General features: G+C 47.3%; 15 protein-coding genes. 4 read left to right on the forward strand and 11 right to left on the reverse strand.

Annotation, left to right across the window (positions count from 1 at the left end):
• Window position 1 precedes the first annotated feature (1 nt).
• The 3 genes from AC1DXC_RS20385 to AC1DXC_RS20395 are packed head-to-tail and all read right to left on the reverse strand — an operon-like array spanning window position 2 to window position 2,149.
• On the reverse strand, window positions 2-682 hold the full coding sequence (locus tag AC1DXC_RS20385) for a TolC family protein (protein WP_477461027.1): 681 nt from the start codon (window positions 680-682) through the stop codon (window positions 2-4).
• Window positions 683-687: 5 nt separating this feature from the next.
• Window positions 688-1,782: a sugar transferase gene (locus tag AC1DXC_RS20390; RefSeq protein WP_477461028.1), complete on the reverse strand. Its 1,095-nt coding sequence runs from the start codon at window positions 1,780-1,782 to the stop codon at window positions 688-690.
• Entirely contained in the window at window positions 1,760-2,149 is a 390-nt protein-coding gene (locus AC1DXC_RS20395; protein WP_477461029.1) for a response regulator, read from the reverse strand. The genes AC1DXC_RS20390 and AC1DXC_RS20395 overlap by 23 nt, the downstream gene beginning before the upstream one ends.
• Window positions 2,150-2,441: 292 nt before the next feature.
• Here AC1DXC_RS20395 and AC1DXC_RS20400 point away from each other — a divergent pair, with 292 nt between their 5' ends.
• Entirely contained in the window at window positions 2,442-3,938 is a 1,497-nt protein-coding gene (locus AC1DXC_RS20400) for a gluconokinase (RefSeq protein WP_477461030.1), read from the forward strand.
• Here AC1DXC_RS20400 and AC1DXC_RS20405 read toward each other — a convergent pair.
• The 5 genes from AC1DXC_RS20405 to AC1DXC_RS20425 form a co-directional block, all read right to left on the reverse strand.
• The gene (locus AC1DXC_RS20405) at window positions 3,933-4,337 is read right to left on the reverse strand and encodes a hypothetical protein (protein ID WP_477461031.1); all 405 of its coding nucleotides are present in this window, start codon (window positions 4,335-4,337) and stop codon (window positions 3,933-3,935) included. The genes AC1DXC_RS20400 and AC1DXC_RS20405 overlap by 6 nt on opposite strands.
• 94 nt (window positions 4,338-4,431) lie before the next feature.
• The gene (gene topA, locus AC1DXC_RS20410) at window positions 4,432-6,864 is read right to left on the reverse strand and encodes a type I DNA topoisomerase (RefSeq protein WP_477461032.1); all 2,433 of its coding nucleotides are present in this window, start codon (window positions 6,862-6,864) and stop codon (window positions 4,432-4,434) included.
• A 223-nt stretch (window positions 6,865-7,087) separates the two neighbouring features.
• Entirely contained in the window at window positions 7,088-8,176 is a 1,089-nt protein-coding gene (gene mnmA, locus AC1DXC_RS20415) for a tRNA 2-thiouridine(34) synthase MnmA (protein WP_477461033.1), read from the reverse strand.
• 69 nt (window positions 8,177-8,245) lie between these two features.
• The gene (locus tag AC1DXC_RS20420; RefSeq protein WP_477461034.1) at window positions 8,246-9,340 is read right to left on the reverse strand and encodes a TFIIB-type zinc ribbon-containing protein; all 1,095 of its coding nucleotides are present in this window, start codon (window positions 9,338-9,340) and stop codon (window positions 8,246-8,248) included.
• Between the two features lie 101 nt (window positions 9,341-9,441).
• A complete protein-coding gene (locus tag AC1DXC_RS20425; RefSeq protein WP_477461035.1) occupies window positions 9,442-9,822 on the reverse strand; it encodes a winged helix-turn-helix transcriptional regulator in 381 nt (126 codons plus the stop codon).
• A 108-nt stretch (window positions 9,823-9,930) separates the two neighbouring features.
• Between AC1DXC_RS20425 and AC1DXC_RS20430 the strand changes: the two genes are divergently transcribed.
• Entirely contained in the window at window positions 9,931-10,527 is a 597-nt protein-coding gene (locus tag AC1DXC_RS20430) for an FMN-dependent NADH-azoreductase (RefSeq protein WP_477461036.1), read from the forward strand.
• Between the two features lie 134 nt (window positions 10,528-10,661).
• Here AC1DXC_RS20430 and AC1DXC_RS20435 read toward each other — a convergent pair whose 3' ends face one another.
• A complete protein-coding gene (locus AC1DXC_RS20435) occupies window positions 10,662-11,336 on the reverse strand; it encodes a TIGR02117 family protein (protein WP_477461037.1) in 675 nt (224 codons plus the stop codon).
• Window positions 11,337-11,496: 160 nt separating this feature from the next.
• On the opposite strand from AC1DXC_RS20435, the gene AC1DXC_RS20440 reads away from it, so the two are divergent.
• The gene (locus AC1DXC_RS20440; protein WP_477461038.1) at window positions 11,497-11,928 is read left to right on the forward strand and encodes a DUF5990 family protein; all 432 of its coding nucleotides are present in this window, start codon (window positions 11,497-11,499) and stop codon (window positions 11,926-11,928) included.
• Window positions 11,929-11,967: 39 nt separating this feature from the next.
• The gene (locus AC1DXC_RS20445; protein WP_477461039.1) at window positions 11,968-12,990 is read left to right on the forward strand and encodes a metallophosphoesterase; all 1,023 of its coding nucleotides are present in this window, start codon (window positions 11,968-11,970) and stop codon (window positions 12,988-12,990) included.
• 7 nt (window positions 12,991-12,997) lie between these two features.
• Here the strand turns inward: AC1DXC_RS20445 and AC1DXC_RS20450 are convergent, their stop codons facing one another.
• Both AC1DXC_RS20450 and proB read right to left on the reverse strand, forming a co-directional pair.
• Window positions 12,998-14,242, reverse strand: coding sequence for a glutamate-5-semialdehyde dehydrogenase (locus tag AC1DXC_RS20450; protein ID WP_477461040.1), 1,245 nt, complete (start codon window positions 14,240-14,242; stop codon window positions 12,998-13,000).
• Window positions 14,243-14,244: 2 nt separating this feature from the next.
• Window positions 14,245-15,321, reverse strand: coding sequence for a glutamate 5-kinase (proB, locus tag AC1DXC_RS20455; RefSeq protein WP_477461041.1), 1,077 nt, complete (start codon window positions 15,319-15,321; stop codon window positions 14,245-14,247).
• Between the last annotated feature and the right edge of the window lie 272 nt (window positions 15,322-15,593).

Below are 15,593 nucleotides of genomic sequence, written 5' to 3' on the forward strand. Positions count from 1 at the left end.
TTTATTTAACCTCTTCTAATTTAACGCCTAAAACCTCCTCAAGGTTGGTTTTTGCTGTTAACATCGCCAACTCGGCCGACACCTGATACCCACCTTGTTGATAAAGGCTTGTTAGTGCCTCATTATAAACCTGAAATGTTGTTTCGCCTTTTTGAAACGAATACTTTAACTGCTTAACCGCGGTTTGCCCGTCGATAACGGCACCCGAACGTAAACGCAGATCTGCCTGTGCCGCCAAATACTGGAAGTATAGGCGTTTTACGTTTGCCTCAAGGCTGAGGTTGTATTCCTGCTGCTGAAATTCGGCTATGCGTACGTTTTCTCTGGCGCCACGCGATACAAAAGGCTTCGCCAAAAACCGGCCAATGTTTATAGAGATGCTTAGCTGGTAGCCATTAAAAATGGTTGGCTGTATGAGGTCGATGGAACTTTTTGGGCTATAGATATAAGACGCAGTAAATGCATCCAGCCACGATACATTGGCCTGGTGGTATGCAGCTTTGGCAAGGTTTACCTGTGCCTGGCGCAGCTTTATCTCCGGGTAGTTCTTCTTAGCGGTAGCGATGAGTTTTTCTAAAAAAGGGTAGGAGATATCCGGTATTAACGATTCTTGCGCACGTAAGCCCTGCGTATATAATAAGGCAAGCAACAAAAGGCCCAATAATTTGAATCTGATAGCCATAGTGATTAAACTTTCTCTTTTTGAAACATAGCAGGTATCGTACCCAGGATGATTTTAACATCCAGCCAAAATGAGTACTTCTGCGCATAAAAATTATCCAGTTTTTTTCGTTCGCGTTCGCTCATATCTTCTTTTCCGCGTTTGCTTATCTGCCAAAGGCCGGTTAAGCCTGCCGGGCCCAAAAAACGCATCGACCACTCGTTGGAGGTTAGCATCTCAGCCTCATAAACCGGCAAGGGCCGGTTACCCACTACAGACATATCTCCACGCAGGATGTTGAACAACTGCGGTAACTCATCTAAACTGCTGTTACGCAGAAAATTGCCCAGCTTGGTTACGCGCGGATCATTCTTTATTTTCACGAAGGCCGACTTTGTAGTGCCCGCTTCTTCGGCAGCGTACTGGTTGTTAGTAACAGCCATTTGCGCCAAAAGTTGGTCGGCATCGGTGCGCATCGAGCGGAATTTATAAAAATCGAACACTTTATAGCCCGTGCCTACGCGCTTGCTCTTGTAAAATATGGGCCCTTTCGAATCGAATTTTATAGCAATGGCTACCAGCAACATCACCGGCGACAGGCAAATAAGCATGCATATCGAGATGAATAAATCCAGAAAGCGCTTGCCCGGAGGCATCTTGTAGGTGGTATCTACTTCCTTAGATAGCTCCAGCAGCTTTGGTTTTATAAGCTTAAATCTCACCAAAAAGTTGAGGCGTTCGCGCAAATCTGATGTAGAGAAAGGATAGGTGTAAAAATCATGCAGCTTCAGCTTCATGGCCAATTGTACCAATTTTTTATCGGCACGGGTAGATAGCATCACGATGATGAGCCCGTTCAACAAGAAGTTATCCCTTAACTGCTCTACCATTTCGAAGCATTTCTCATCCTTATCTACCTCTACCAAAATAATTTCGGGGACGGTGAGGATAGATTGGTCGCCCAGGTAATCGTCCAGGTCTTTAAGTGTGTCGCTGAACGAAATCCGGAAGTTACCGCTTAGGTCGTTAACAATAAGGTCCTTCAGTTCCAGCCCTGCGTAGGCTATCCTGATTTGCGAACCCGAATTTTCGTTCCAATCAGTTGCTGTCTGACGCGTCATAAACTTGTAGGGCTTGGTTAATGGCTGTTTTTAAGGTTGTTGGATTGAATGGCTTGTGGATGTAGGCTTCTACCTTGAAGGGCATATTGGCTACCTGCTCTTCCAGGTCGTAAGCTGCCGATAACATGATAACCGGTATATTGCGGTAAAAGCCACTTATTTTTACGTTTTTGATAAAAGATTGACCATCGAAATACGGCATCTGCAAGTCAGATATGATCAGTTTGGGCAGGTTGCCGTCTTCCAGCCAGCTAAAGGCCTCTATACCATTGTTCTTAACAACTATTTCGTAGTCTTTGCTTAAGATAAAGCTGAGCAGTTTCAATATACTCAAATCGTCATCAACAATTAATAGTGTTTTCTTCATGCCGATATTATCGTGTTTCTGCTATAAATATGGTGCTTTTAAATCAAAAAACGGTAAAAAAATATCTTACTAACGAATTTTGGGTAATTAAATTCATTCTCAAATATTTATAAAACTGGCCAATACACTAATTACCCTACGGGGTGTTTTTTTAAATGTAGAGTAATTAATTTGTAAGTGTGCCCGCGTTTTACCGTTAATTCTCAAAATGTTGACAAATAATGCTAATGTGGAATACTTAATGCAATAACTTAGCCAGTATTTACTTTAGGCCATTATCTGTTTGCAACTTATGCAAAAATACTTCATAGGGATTGATTTAGGTACAGGAAGTACCAAAGCCGTGGCTGTGGATGAGGCGGGCAAAACCCTTTGCACTGCACAAAAGCATTACTCCGCTTATAGCCCTCAACCCGGCATCAGCGAGCAGGATGCCACACAAATATGGGACGCATTTCTGCTATGCCTCAAGGATATAACCGGCCAAATGGGCGCGGCACCTGCAGCGGTTAGCTTCAGCGCGGCTATGCACAGCATTATGCCGGTAGACAGCAAGGGCAAGCCCTTAGCTAACGCAATGCTTTGGGCCGATACCCGTAGCGGCGATATTGCCCGGGCCATTCGGGGTAGTGCCGATGGTGAGATAATTTACCGCAATACGGGGACGGCAATCTACGCTATGTCGCCACTGTGCAAGCTAATATGGCTGCGCCAAAACCAACCCGCGTTGTTTGCAGAGGCCCATAAGTTCATCTCCATCAAAGAATATATATGGTACAGGCTTTTCGGCGTATTCGAGGTGGATCACTCTATTGCCTCGGCTACGGGCTTGCTGGATATATTGCTGTTAGATTGGTACGAGGGTTCGCTAAGCCTTGCTGGGGTTGATCGCGACCGGTTGTCGCAACCGGTAAGTACCGGGCATGTCCGTTATATAGATGCAGCGAACGTTTTGGCACAGGGCGTTGATGCGCAAACTGCCTTTGTTATTGGTGCCAGCGATGGCTGCTGCGCCAATTTAGGCGGTAATGCCGTGCGCCCGGGCGTAGCGGCGCTTACTATTGGTACCAGCGGCGCGGTTAGGGTAGGGAGTATCCAACCTGCGTATAATTATCAAGCCATGACCTTCAATTACCTGCTGAACGCCAATACATTTATCTGTGGCGGGGCAGTAAATAACGGCGGCGCGGCGGTTGATTGGCTCATCAAAAGTTTTTTGAAACTAAGTATTACCGACGAAAATTACGCGATGCTATTCGATAAGATAGATACCGTGAACGCCGGCAGCGACGGGCTTATCTTTTTACCCTACCTGTACGCCGAACGAGCCCCGGTTTGGGATGCCAAAAGCTCCGCGGCGTTTTTGGGCATTAATTTCAAGCACCAGCAGCAACACTTTATGCGCGCCGCCTTAGAGGGCATCTGCTTTGCCCTGTACGACGTGCTGAACGCCGTTGAAGCATCGTCTGCCGAGCCGGTGAAAGAGATAGTGGTGAGCGGAGGCTTTATCAATTCGCCGGTATGGGTGCAGATACTGGCCGATATTACCGGCAAGAAACTGGTACTACTGCAAGGCGGCGATTCATCTGCCATGGGAGCCATATACCTGGCCATGCAAGCACTTGGGATAGATGTACAGGATATCCTCGACACAGAAACCTCCAAAAGCGCCACGGTTGAGCCCGATGCGCAAAGGCACCATACCTACGGGCAAATATTCCCCATCTATAAAAAACTTTATGGCGATTTAAAGGATAGCATGCAGTTGATGCGCGATCTTAACTTATAGAATCATCACCCCCGGCTTATTTACCAAGGGTAGCTTGATGAAGTTACCATCTACGATACTTTCCGGCAGGAAGATGAATTTTTTATCGAAAATATCCTTGCCGATGTAGAAGCTGAGCCAGTACTCGTTGCTGAGGCCGAATGTGGCTTCGTCTATCGGTTCAATCAGCTTATAGGACTGCGGAGGTATCAGTGGGAATGCATGGCGTAAAATAGAAGTTTTTACCTGCTCGCCATTTTTTTCGCCATAGCCTTTAGAGGTAATCAGCACGGTCTCCAGCGGCACATCTTTCTTGTTGATGAGGTAAACGTACCATATTTTGCTCTCGGGCGTTTCGCTCTCGAGGGCAACAGCAATGCCTATATCTTTTACTACGTTTTGGGGGAGGTCTTTTATCATGTCTATTGTTGTAAAGTTGGAACGTTGTAAGGTTGAAAAGTTGCTTTTCGTTATTTAACCTTTCAACTTTCCAACTTTAAAACTTTAAAACAAATTACTTTTTCTTCGCCGCTGCTTTCTTCGCCGCTGCTTTCTTCGCCGCTGCTTTCTTTGCCGGGGCTTTCTTTTTTGCCGGTGCCGCCTTTGCTGCAGGTGCCGCGGCCTTGCCAAAGCGCCCTTTCTTGGCATCCTTAGGCATAGCATCAGCCAGGGCCTTACATTCTTCAAACGTTAAAGATAGTGGCTCTTTGTCCTTAGGTATCTTAACGTTCAGCTTGCCGAATTCTATATAAGGCCCCCAGCGGCCGTTCAAAACCTTTACGGTTTCGTCCTCTGGGAATGATTTTATCAATTTTTCAGCGTCTTTTTTGCGCTTGGCTTCGATTAATTCTATCGCTTGCTCCTCGGTAACGTCCAGCGGATCTATCTCCTTAGGCAACGATACGAACGCGCTGTTGTGGCTGATGTATGGGCCGAAACGGCCAATGGCAACCTTCATCGGTTTGCCTTCAAATTCGCCAACTACCTTAGGTAGCTTAAATAATTCGAGCGCTTCCTCCAGCGATATGGTTTCGATGCTTTGGCCAGTGCGCAGGCTTGCGTATAGCGGTTTTTCTTCGTTTTCGTCGCTTGCGTTTTCGCCCACTTGTACAAATGGGCCGTAGCGGCCTATGCGTACCGACATTTTTTTTCCGCTCTCGGGGTGTACGCCCAATTCGCGCTCGCCGGTGGCTTTGTCGGCCGTTTCTATGGTGCTTTGTACGTCTTTATGGAAAGGGTCGTAAAAAGAGCGGATCATCTTGGTCCAGTCCTGCAGGCCCTGCGCAATCTCGTCAAACTGTTTCTCTACGCTGGCCGTAAAGTTAAAATCTACAATACCCTGGAAATGCTGCACCAAAAAATCGTTCACCACGGCGCCAATATCGGTAGGGAACAGCTTGCCGCGCTCGGCACCGGTGTTCTCGCTTTTCTCTTCTTTGGTAATGTTTTCGTTCTTCAGCGTAAGCACTCTGAAGTTGCGTACGCGGCCGTCGCGTTCTTCCTTCACCACGTAGCCGCGGTTCTGGATGGTGGAGATGGTAGGGGCGTAGGTAGATGGCCGGCCTATGCCCAGCTCTTCCAATTTCTTTACCAAACTCGCCTCGGTGTAGCGGGCAGGGGGGCGACTGAAACGTTCGGTAGCCGTCATTTCCTGCAAGTCCAGTACCTGGCCTTTGGTCAACGGTGGCAGTATGGCGTTTTCGCCGTCGGCGGTTTGATTATCGTCTTCATCGTCGTTGCTTTCCAGGTAAACCTTCAAAAAGCCGTCGAATTTCATCACCTCGCCATTGGCTGTCAAATCTTCTTTGCGGGTAGAGATGCCTATTTTGGCAACCGTTTTCTCAAACTGCGCTTCGCTCATCTGCGATGCGATGGCGCGTTTCCATATCAATTCGTAAAGGCGTTTCTCACCCGATTCGCCGTTAATGGTATGGTTGTTAAAGTACGTAGGGCGGATGGCTTCGTGGGCCTCCTGCGCGCTGGCGTTCTTGGTTTTGTACTTGCGGCTCTGGTGGTACTTATCGCCCCAGGCCGATACGATTTCGCTTGCTGCTGCTGCGATTGCGGTGTCTGACAGGTTAAGCGAGTCGGTACGCATATAAGTAATATGCCCCGCTTCGTACAGGCGCTGCGCCACCTGCATGGTACGCGCAACCGAATAACCCAGCTTACGGCTGGCTTCCTGCTGCAGTGTAGAGGTAGTAAACGGTGCCGCAGGCGAACGTTTTGTCGGCCTGGTCTCCAGCGATTTGATGTCGAAGATGGCCTTTGCGCAATCCTGCAAAAACTTTTCGGCGTCGCCTTGTTGGGTAAAGCGTTCTGCCAGTTCGGCTTTAAAGACATTTTTACCCTTGCCGAATATGGCTACTATCTTAAAAGCGGCTTCTGATTTGAATTTATTTACCTCGCGTTCGCGGTCTACAATCAGGCGCACGGCAACAGATTGCACGCGCCCGGCAGAAAGCGACGGTTTTACTTTTTTCCACAACACGGGCGATAGCTCGAAACCCACCAATCGGTCTAAAACGCGGCGTGCCTGCTGGGCATTCACCAAATTGTAGTCTATTTTGCGCGGATTATCAATGGCGCGTAAAATGGCGGGCTTGGTTATCTCGTGGAAAACAATGCGTTTAGTGGTGGCATCCTTCAAGTTCAGCGTATCGAACAGGTGCCAGGATATGGCTTCCCCCTCACGGTCCTCATCGGACGCTAGCCAAACCATGTCGGCCTCCTTGGCTAATTTCTTCAATTCGCTCACTACCTGCTTCTTATCAGCAGGTACTTCGTATTTTTGCTCGAAGTTGTTCTTAATATCGATGGCGTCTTCAGACTTCACCAGGTCGCGAATGTGGCCGTAGCTCGATTTTACGGTAAAATCCTTGCCCAGGTATCCTTCGATGGTTTTGGCTTTCGCCGGAGATTCAACTATGAGTAAATTTTTAGCCATTTAACAGGGTTGTTTTTGCAAAGAAAACATAAAATGCGGTAGAAACGCAAATTATTATATGGTTGGAAAGTTGGAACGTTGGTTTTTGTTGTTGAAAGGTTGGAAAGTTGAAAGGTTGAAACGTTAGTTTCTTCGGCCGAAAAGCCTTAAAGTTATAGTGAATTTAAGTCGCTTATTTCCTCAACTTTTCAACCTTCAAACCTTTCAACTTTACAACAACATCTTACAACAAAAATCCACCACCCAAAAGGTCATTCCCTTCGTAAAAGACTGCTGATTGGCCCGGGGCTATTCCCGATACCATATGATCGAACGATACTTTCATATGGTCGCCAATTTGAACGATCTTGCTTTCGGTACCCGCATCTTTGTAGCGTATTTTGGTGACAGCGTCAATCGGCTCGGGGATGCTTTCGTATTTCACCAGGTTAAGGTTGCGTACCCAGGCTTCTTTCTTTTCCAGTTCTTCTATGGTACCCAAAATTACGGTATTGGTAACCGGGTCTATTTTAGTAACGAACATAGGTTTGCCCAAAGCAATGCCCAGGCCCTTGCGCTGGCCGATGGTATAGAACGGATAACCCTGATGCTTGCCCACGATGCTGCCATCGGTCAACACGAAATTGCCGGGGCCTACGCGCTCGTCCAGGTCTTCCACCTTATGGCGCAGGAAAGCGCGGTAATCGTTATCGGGCACGAAGCATATTTCGTAGCTTTCGCTTTTGCCCGCCAGTTCCAGTTGGCCCATATCTACGGCCATCTGGCGTATTTCGGGCTTAGAGAAACTGCCTAAAGGGAATTGTGTACGCGCCAGGTTTTTTTGCGAAACGCCCCATAGTACGTACGATTGGTCCTTGTTTTCGTCTTTGCCTTTTGATATTACGTAACGCCCGCTATCCTGCTGGCGGATGTTGGCGTAATGGCCGGTTGCTATGAATTCGCAATCCAGTTTATCGGCACGTTTCAATAAAGCCTCCCATTTGATGTGGGTGTTGCATAGCACGCATGGGTTAGGGGTACGACCGGCCAGGTATTCGTCAACAAAGTTATCGATAACGAAATCACCGAACTCGTTGCGGATATCCAGTATATAATGCGGGAAACCGTAGCCAACGGCCAAAGCGCGGGCATCATTGATGCTATCCAAACTGCAGCAGCCGGTTTCTTTGGAACTGCCGCCGGAAGAGGCGTAATCCCATGTTTTCATGGTAAGGCCTATCACCTCGTAGCCCTGCTCGTGCAGCATTACTGCCGCTACCGAACTATCAACTCCGCCGCTCATCGCTACCAATATCCTTCCGTGCTTACTCATATTGGGCGCAAAGATAAGGCTTTACGGCGGATATTGGTGATAAGCCAGGTCAGGCAAGGGTAAAAACCATTAGGCGAATGGCGACGGCGCCCTGCCAGTCAATATCCTTTCGAGTATTTGCTTGCGGGTAAATAGCAACTTTTTGAAATACATATTTTTGAAATATGGGAAAAAAATGATAGCCATTGCCGATGGCAACACCAGTAGGAAAAAAGCCCCCCGTATTAGCCAATACAGTTCTGCGGGAGGGCTTATCAGTAAATTGTTGTATTGGGTATCGGGCCCAATTGTGGCACGAAAGGCTGCACGAAGTATAAGGAGGAAAAACCACAGGCCAAGGCCAATTAAAAGGTATTTAGTAAATATAGAAGTTCGGGTTGGCGGTGCTATCAATCTCGATACCGGTTTAGTCCCGAATAATTCGCCGGTTCTACCATTCATGAAAATCTCATACTCTTCTTTTTCATAGCTGTATTGGTAGGGCATGTATATAAATGGTATATACAGTAAACTCGATTTACGGTTTTGATAAGTTAGATAGTGCTTGTATTTTTTAGCGGCATCCTGAACAGTTAGTTTTTGATATACTTGTTGGGCTGCGCGCAAAACTCCTAATTCTTCCCACATGCTTTCGCTATCTCGCGTATGGCTAATCGGAATTTCATCGTCAGAAGACGGGATGGCATCTTTTAAATTAATTTGGGGTAAAAAATCTTCTAATATTTTTTGTTCAACCGCTGTTCCTAAACCGGCATATTGCACAAACTCATACTTACCACTTATCGGTATGTTTTCGGTAATGATGGTATCATCAAGAGCAAGCGTGGTGTATTTGCCGAAATATTCACCGGAAAAAAAACAAACAGGAATATATTTTTTTCTAAAATGGTACTTAACGCCGGAAGACAGCATATCCGTAGGGGTATAGTCGCCTTCGGTTAACCATTTTTGCACTTTTTCTTTAAATATATCTTCCGCGAAATAAAAGGGTATATAGCTTGTGGCTATTTCCACTTCGTGCTCGTTTTCTGTAGGTTGTGCAGTAATTACCGGGAATTCGTTGCCGCAATACTCACATTTATTACTATTGGTTTTAAAATCGAAGCTGAGTTTGCCACCGCAACTTATGCAGGTGTTTATTGAGGTTGTTTGTGAAGTTGGCATAGAAAAAAATAGCAGTACTAATCTGCTGTAATATAGGGTATCTTTTTATTTAAGAAAAACAGAGGGGCGTTTTTTTAAGTGTTATGTCGCACATTCTGCCTCTAATCTCTAATCACCAACTCTTCCTTGCGGTGCTTTACGATACGTTCGCGATGCTGCTCGCCCCATTCTTTCAATGCTTCTATAATAGGGCCTACCGAATCGCTGTAGGGCGTAAGCTCGTAAATTACGGTTACAGGGACGGTGTGGTACACCTTGCGCACCACAAATTCGTTCAACTCCATCTCGCGCAGTTCCTTGGAAAGTACCTTGGGGGTAATTTCGCCCAGTTCTTTCTGTATTTCGTTGAAACGGCGCGGTCCCTCGCGCAGGGCTATGATGAGCGGCAACTTCCATTTGCCGTTCAAAACATACAGGGCATCCTTAACCGAACCCATGGCCGATTTGCATGCCTCGTTGCTGAGTTTTCTTGTCTGTTGCATATTGCAAAGGTGCTAACTATCCCAAAGGATACCGCTATCCTTTGGGATAGTAGTATCTTTTTCATAGCGAATGTACATAGGTTTGCTTCACATTTAAAACATAAGCACATGAAAATATTACATTTGATTACCAGCCCACGCGGCACCGAATCTGTCAGCAAGAAACTTGGAGACGCTATCGCAGAAAAACTTCAAGCCGCAAACCCCGGCAGTACCCTGATCACGAAAGACCTTGCCCACAATCCCTTTCCACACCTGGAAGAGGTGCACGTCACCTCGTTCTTTACACCGGCAGAACAGCACTCGCCCGAGCTGGCGGAAGCCATCAAGCATTCCGACGAAGCCATTGCTGAATTGATGGATGCTGATGCTATCGTGATAGATGCACCTGTGTACAATTTCCAGATACCATCTACCCTTAAGACCTGGATAGACCATATTTGCCGCGCCAACAAAACCTTCAGCTACTCAGAAAACGGCCCGAAAGGACTAGTGAAAGGCAAAAAGGTGTATGTGGCCATATCATCCGGCGGTATCTATTCAGAGGGACCGATGAAAGCTTACGACTTTATAGAACCCTACCTCCGTGGCCTGCTGGGTTTCCTGGGCATGACGGACCTTACCGTTTACCGCGCAGAAGGCCTCAAAGTACCCGGCGTGGGTGAACACGCACTGGAAAACGCCATTGATAGTATTGCGGTGTAATAAGCTCCACAAAAAAAAGACAACGTCATGCCGAACTTGTTTCGGTACCCCACACGGCAGGTAACGAACTATGCAATCGCACACTTTTATGATGGGGTGCTGAAAAAATTTCAGCATGACGTTTTAATTATATCTTATTTATACTTATCAAATATCGGGGTATCTGCCGGTGTCCATAAGCAGGCTTTTTGGCCGCAGCTTTTGAGCGCATTGTTTGCCCAGGTATTGCAGGTGAAAAAGAGGTTGTACTTGCGGTGGGCTTCGTAAAAGGCATCTTCCTTGCTGTAGTTGGCGTTGGTTTTGATGTTGATAAAATGCCCCGCGCTGTCGGTCTTGAAGCTTTCGGTAACGTAAGTGATCAACCGGGCGTATTGCGCTTTGCTGATGATTATTTTCTTACAGGTAGCGCTTTCTACCAGCTCCTTATGATAAGTAACGTGCATGGCCGAAGTGCTTAACGCAAACGCCGCTTTGAATGCCGTGCTGAATTTCAAATCGGCCCAGGTAGGGGTGTTGAGGTAAAAGCCTTTATCGCCCCAGCCCATGCCTACATAGCTGGCCACGGTATCTTTGCCTACGGTGTTCTCGAATTTAAGTTCCTTGCTCCAGTCTATCTGTTCGTTCCTCACGGGCACTACGATATCGGTATGCACGCCGTTGGTGAGTATATAGATGGTGACATCCTGCGTGGTTACCGGCTCTGCCGAAATAGTTATTTTGGATAAGCTCCATGCCGAGAACAGGTACAACGCCACAAATGCGATGAAGCCGAGAACTACGCGGAGGGTTATTTTTAGGAATTTTTTCATGCGGGTTTAATTCAGGTTCGGTTTCATATTAATAAGGGGAATGAGGAAAGGTAACCCTTTTAGGTGAAATTCGGCGCGATAATAATTACATACGTTAATTTTATACCTTTATTGGCAAGTTTAAAACATCCGCTCCATAGCCAAATTATCCAGCACTTATATGGCCACAAACCCCGATACCATCGCCCTCCACGTCACACTCGAGAAACCACCGCTAAACACGGTTTATTCCCTGCAAAAAGGCTCCGGCTCAAATTACGAACCCGTACAGGTGCAGCCATCACGGGGCGGCGACCTGCAATTTAGCTTTTCTGTAGAAATCAAAGGCACGCCGCAAACGCTTGCCGCGCCGGATTTTCGTGGACCCTTCGTACAGGGGCCGGTTGGCGGCAGATTTATTTACCTGGATATCGGCTCATACGCAGGCGGAGGAGGCTGGAGCGGCAGGCTTAAAATACCGTTGACGGGTATAACCTGGGAGCAGGTGGAAAGCGGAAAAGAACTCTCAACCACAGTACCCGGCACCGGGAAAAACGGGATGCCTAATTGTGCTACAGTGAAACCTTTTGCGGGGTGGGCTGCGAGAGATTAATACGGGTGAACTCGAAACTGTTTTTTAATAATTAGTCGCATGTCAAAAACTTTTGTTGTGGGGGATATACACGGTTGTTTTGATGAATTGATAGCCCTCACGGAAAAAGTGGGGCTAACCGAAAATGATTTACTCATTTCCGTAGGTGATATTGTTGACCGTGGGAATAAGTCCAAAGATGTTTACGAGTATTTTCGTAACCGCCCAAATTCGGTGGTGCTGATAGGTAATCACGAACGGAAACATATTAACGGAGTGCTTACCTATGCGCAGGATATTGTTAAACTGCAATTTGGCGAGGAATATAAAGCATTTATCGAATGGCTTAACACATTGGCTTATTATTATGAAACCAATGATGCCATTATGGTTCACGCCGCTTTGGAAAACGGTAAGACATTGCCGCAGCAAAAGCCGGAGGTACTTTGCGGGTCAACATCAGGAGAAAGGTATTTAGAAAAAATTTATGGGCCGGATGCGCATTGGAACGATCGCTATGACGGCGCTAAGCCTGTTATTTATGGGCATCGTGTTGTTGGCGACTATCCGGTTGTGAAAAATAATACTTACGGAATTGACACCGGAGCCTGCCATGGTGGATATTTAACGGCAATAGAACTGCCCGGTTTTATTGTTCACCAGGTTAAAGCGAAAGAGGACTATTGGAAAAGCGAACGGAAAGTTTGGCAAACGGCGGTGCTGCAGGCTAAGGATTGGCAAAACATGGATTTCGACGCAATCAACAAACAATTGGAGAAGCTATCTTTTGTAGATGACGGAGATGCCGCCGCATTTTTAGCCAAACTTAAAAATTGGTCTGAAAAACTTCAAGCCATGTTTCCGCTGCTAAAAAACGCAATAGATTCATTTACAGAAGAAATTAAAAACCAAGGGCCGGATGACTTCAATGCGATTGCCAGTGGATACGCATTCAAGACATTTATTTTTAAAAGCCGAGCGAATAATTTAAAGTTAGAGGACCTTCAAAAAAGCCTCAATACCCCTCAAAAAATAATAGCTATAGCTGAGGAATTAAATGTATTTATCGCAGCAAGCCTTTAGTCCCTTATTACTTCCTCACCTGCCCATCACCTCTCACCACCCATTTATAACTCGTCAGTTCTTCCAAGCCCATCGGCCCGCGGGCATGTAGTTTTTGGGTGCTGATGCCAATTTCGGCTCCGAGGCCGAATTGTGCACCATCAGTGAAGGCGGTGGAGGTGTTAACATACACCGCTGCGGCATCCACCCGGTTCAGGAAGGTTTCGATATGGGCAGCATCTTCAGATACGATAGCTTCGCTATGCTTGGAACTGTTGATGGCAATGTGCTCCAACGCTTCATCCAGGCTGCTCACGGTTTTAATAGCCATCTTCATGGATAAAAACTCGGTACCGAAGTGTTCGGGCTGTGCAGCGTGCAGAAGAGCGGCAGGGTAGGTGTCCTTCAAAACGGCGTAGGAAGGGGCATCCGCAAATATCTCCACGCCCTTTTCGGCTAATGGCTTGGCTAATGTGCTAAGCTCCGGTAGGCGGGTGGTGTGGATAATCAAACAGTCCAGCGCGTTGCAGACGCTTACGCGGCGGGTTTTGGCGTTATCTACAATAGCGGTGGCTTTTTCTAAATCGCCGGTTTCATCTAAATAGGTATGTACGATGCCAGCGCCGGTTTCTATGACCGGCACTTTGGCGCTGTTGCGCACATGGTTGATGAGCGACTGGCTGCCTCTCGGTATCAGCACGTCTACGTGGCCAACGGCGTTGAGCAGGGCCTCCGTAGCTTCGCGTTCCACAGGCAGTAGGGTAGCTGTATTTACATCGATATTGTGCTTCGATAATATGCTATGGATAATGCTGATGATGGCCCGGTTAGAGTAATCGGCATCGCTGCCGCCTTTTAATACGCTGATGTTGCCGGTTTTAAAGCATAGCGTAAATACATCGAATGTAACGTTTGGCCTTGCCTCGTATATTACGCCTACCACACCCAGCGGTACGCGTACCTTGGTAATGTGCAGGCCATTCGGCATAGTTTTATCAGACAGCACCCCACCCAGCGGACTAGCCAATCCGGCTACGCTCTTGATATCGTTCGCAATATCCTGTATGCGTGCGGCGGTGAGCTTCAGGCGGTCGTATTTTGGGTCTGCCGGATCCATGCGGTCCAGGTCTTTCTGGTTTTCCTGCAGCAGGTAATCGGTTTGCGCTACGGCGGCTTCGGCCACATCCAGCAGCACGGCATCTATGGCGGCAGGGGCAAGGCTAAGGTTGCGGCCCGCCTTTACGGCATTATCAAAGTATTGTGTGTATCCCATTTCTATCCCTGTAAATAAAGATAATCATAATGTACCAGCGCACGCTGGTTTTTTTTGCCGGTAAACTCGCGGGCCTTTTCGGCACCGTACTCGGCCAGGCCGAGGCCTATCAATTTATTGCCTTCATCAACTATTTTGATGATTTCACCTTTCTTGAAATCGGCCAGCACCTTAACAATACCTACCGGCAGCAGGCTGGAGGCTTTGCTGGAGATAAGCACGGTTTTAGCGCCCTCGTTTACCTGTACTGCGCCGGTGGCGGCGTTTTCGGAGTGGGCTATCCATTTCTTTTTGCCCGAAGCTTTTTTGGTGGGCACGAAGCGTGTATGGATTGCCTTGTTGGCTAATACATCGGTTAAGATATCATCTTTGGTGCCGTTGGCGATGTGCACCGCTATGCCCAGTTGCGCCGTTTTTTGCGCCATGGTAGATTTGGTGATCATACCCCCACGACCGAACTGCGAGCGGCCCGTACTCACGAAGGATGAGAAATCGATGTCGCCGGTAACTTCTTGTATTACTGCCGAGCCGGGGAGTTTGGGGTCGCCATCGTAAATGCCGTCTACGTTGCTCAGGATGATGAGTGCCTCGGCATTCAGCATGGAGGCGATGAGGCCGGCCAGTTCGTCGTTATCGGTAAACATAAGTTCCGTTACCGATACCACGTCGTTCTCGTTCACTACGGGGATAACCTCGTGCTGCAGCAGTATTTCGAGGCAGTTGCGCATATTGAGGTAGTGCAGCCTGTCGCGGAAATCTTCCTTGGTAACCAGTACCTGCGAGCAAAGGATACCGAATTTGTCGAACAGCTGCGAGTAGGTGTTGATAAGTTTTACCTGACCAATGGAGGCCAGCAGCTGGCGCGTAGCCACGGCATCGTTCTTATCGCTCACGGTAATAAGGCTGCGGCCGGATGCCACTGCACCCGAGGAAACCAGAATTACCTGCTTGCCCTGTTTTTTAATGGCGGCAATCTGGTCTACCAAATGAGCTATGCGTTCCGTATCCGGGAAGCCATCGGCCCTGGTAATAACGTTGGATCCTACCTTGATAATAACCCGCCGGTAATTGAATGACATTAATGTAGATTAAATTAGTCGTCAATAATAGGGAATTATAGGGGAAAAGCGGCGGATTATGTTAAAAAAACATGGGAGCTACGGTGGGGACACCGTAGCGTAGCCTCACCCCAAACCCCTCTCCAAAGGAGAGGGGCTTAAAGTCCTCTCCCTTGGAGAGGATTTAGGTGAGGCTTTTTAAGCAGTTAAGTAAAGAACACCGAATATCCAATATCGAATGATGAAGTAAAAGCCACAAAGCCGAAGTTCACTTCGATATTGGATATTCGAAA

It is taken from the genome of Mucilaginibacter sp. P2_D11, assembly GCF_056404435.1.

Excerpts from the sequence above, each read along its gene's own strand:
- AC1DXC_RS20450 (WP_477461040.1), bottom strand. The coding sequence starts at position 14,242 with ATGGGATACACACAATACTTTGATAATGCCGTAAAGGCGGGCCGCAAC.
- AC1DXC_RS20430 (WP_477461036.1), top strand. The coding sequence starts at position 9,931 with ATGAAAATATTACATTTGATTACCAGCCCACGCGGCACCGAATCTGTC.
- AC1DXC_RS20435 (WP_477461037.1), bottom strand. The coding sequence starts at position 11,336 with ATGAAAAAATTCCTAAAAATAACCCTCCGCGTAGTTCTCGGCTTCATC.
- AC1DXC_RS20440 (WP_477461038.1), top strand. The coding sequence starts at position 11,497 with ATGGCCACAAACCCCGATACCATCGCCCTCCACGTCACACTCGAGAAA.
- AC1DXC_RS20395 (WP_477461029.1), bottom strand. The coding sequence starts at position 2,149 with ATGAAGAAAACACTATTAATTGTTGATGACGATTTGAGTATATTGAAA.
- AC1DXC_RS20400 (WP_477461030.1), top strand. The coding sequence starts at position 2,442 with ATGCAAAAATACTTCATAGGGATTGATTTAGGTACAGGAAGTACCAAA.
- AC1DXC_RS20405 (WP_477461031.1), bottom strand. The coding sequence starts at position 4,337 with ATGATAAAAGACCTCCCCCAAAACGTAGTAAAAGATATAGGCATTGCT.
- mnmA (WP_477461033.1), bottom strand. The coding sequence starts at position 8,176 with ATGAGTAAGCACGGAAGGATATTGGTAGCGATGAGCGGCGGAGTTGAT.
- AC1DXC_RS20420 (WP_477461034.1), bottom strand. The coding sequence starts at position 9,340 with ATGCCAACTTCACAAACAACCTCAATAAACACCTGCATAAGTTGCGGT.
- AC1DXC_RS20445 (WP_477461039.1), top strand. The coding sequence starts at position 11,968 with ATGTCAAAAACTTTTGTTGTGGGGGATATACACGGTTGTTTTGATGAA.
- AC1DXC_RS20385 (WP_477461027.1), bottom strand. The coding sequence starts at position 682 with ATGGCTATCAGATTCAAATTATTGGGCCTTTTGTTGCTTGCCTTATTA.
- topA (WP_477461032.1), bottom strand. The coding sequence starts at position 6,864 with ATGGCTAAAAATTTACTCATAGTTGAATCTCCGGCGAAAGCCAAAACC.
- AC1DXC_RS20425 (WP_477461035.1), bottom strand. The coding sequence starts at position 9,822 with ATGCAACAGACAAGAAAACTCAGCAACGAGGCATGCAAATCGGCCATG.
- proB (WP_477461041.1), bottom strand. The coding sequence starts at position 15,321 with ATGTCATTCAATTACCGGCGGGTTATTATCAAGGTAGGATCCAACGTT.
- AC1DXC_RS20390 (WP_477461028.1), bottom strand. The coding sequence starts at position 1,782 with ATGACGCGTCAGACAGCAACTGATTGGAACGAAAATTCGGGTTCGCAA.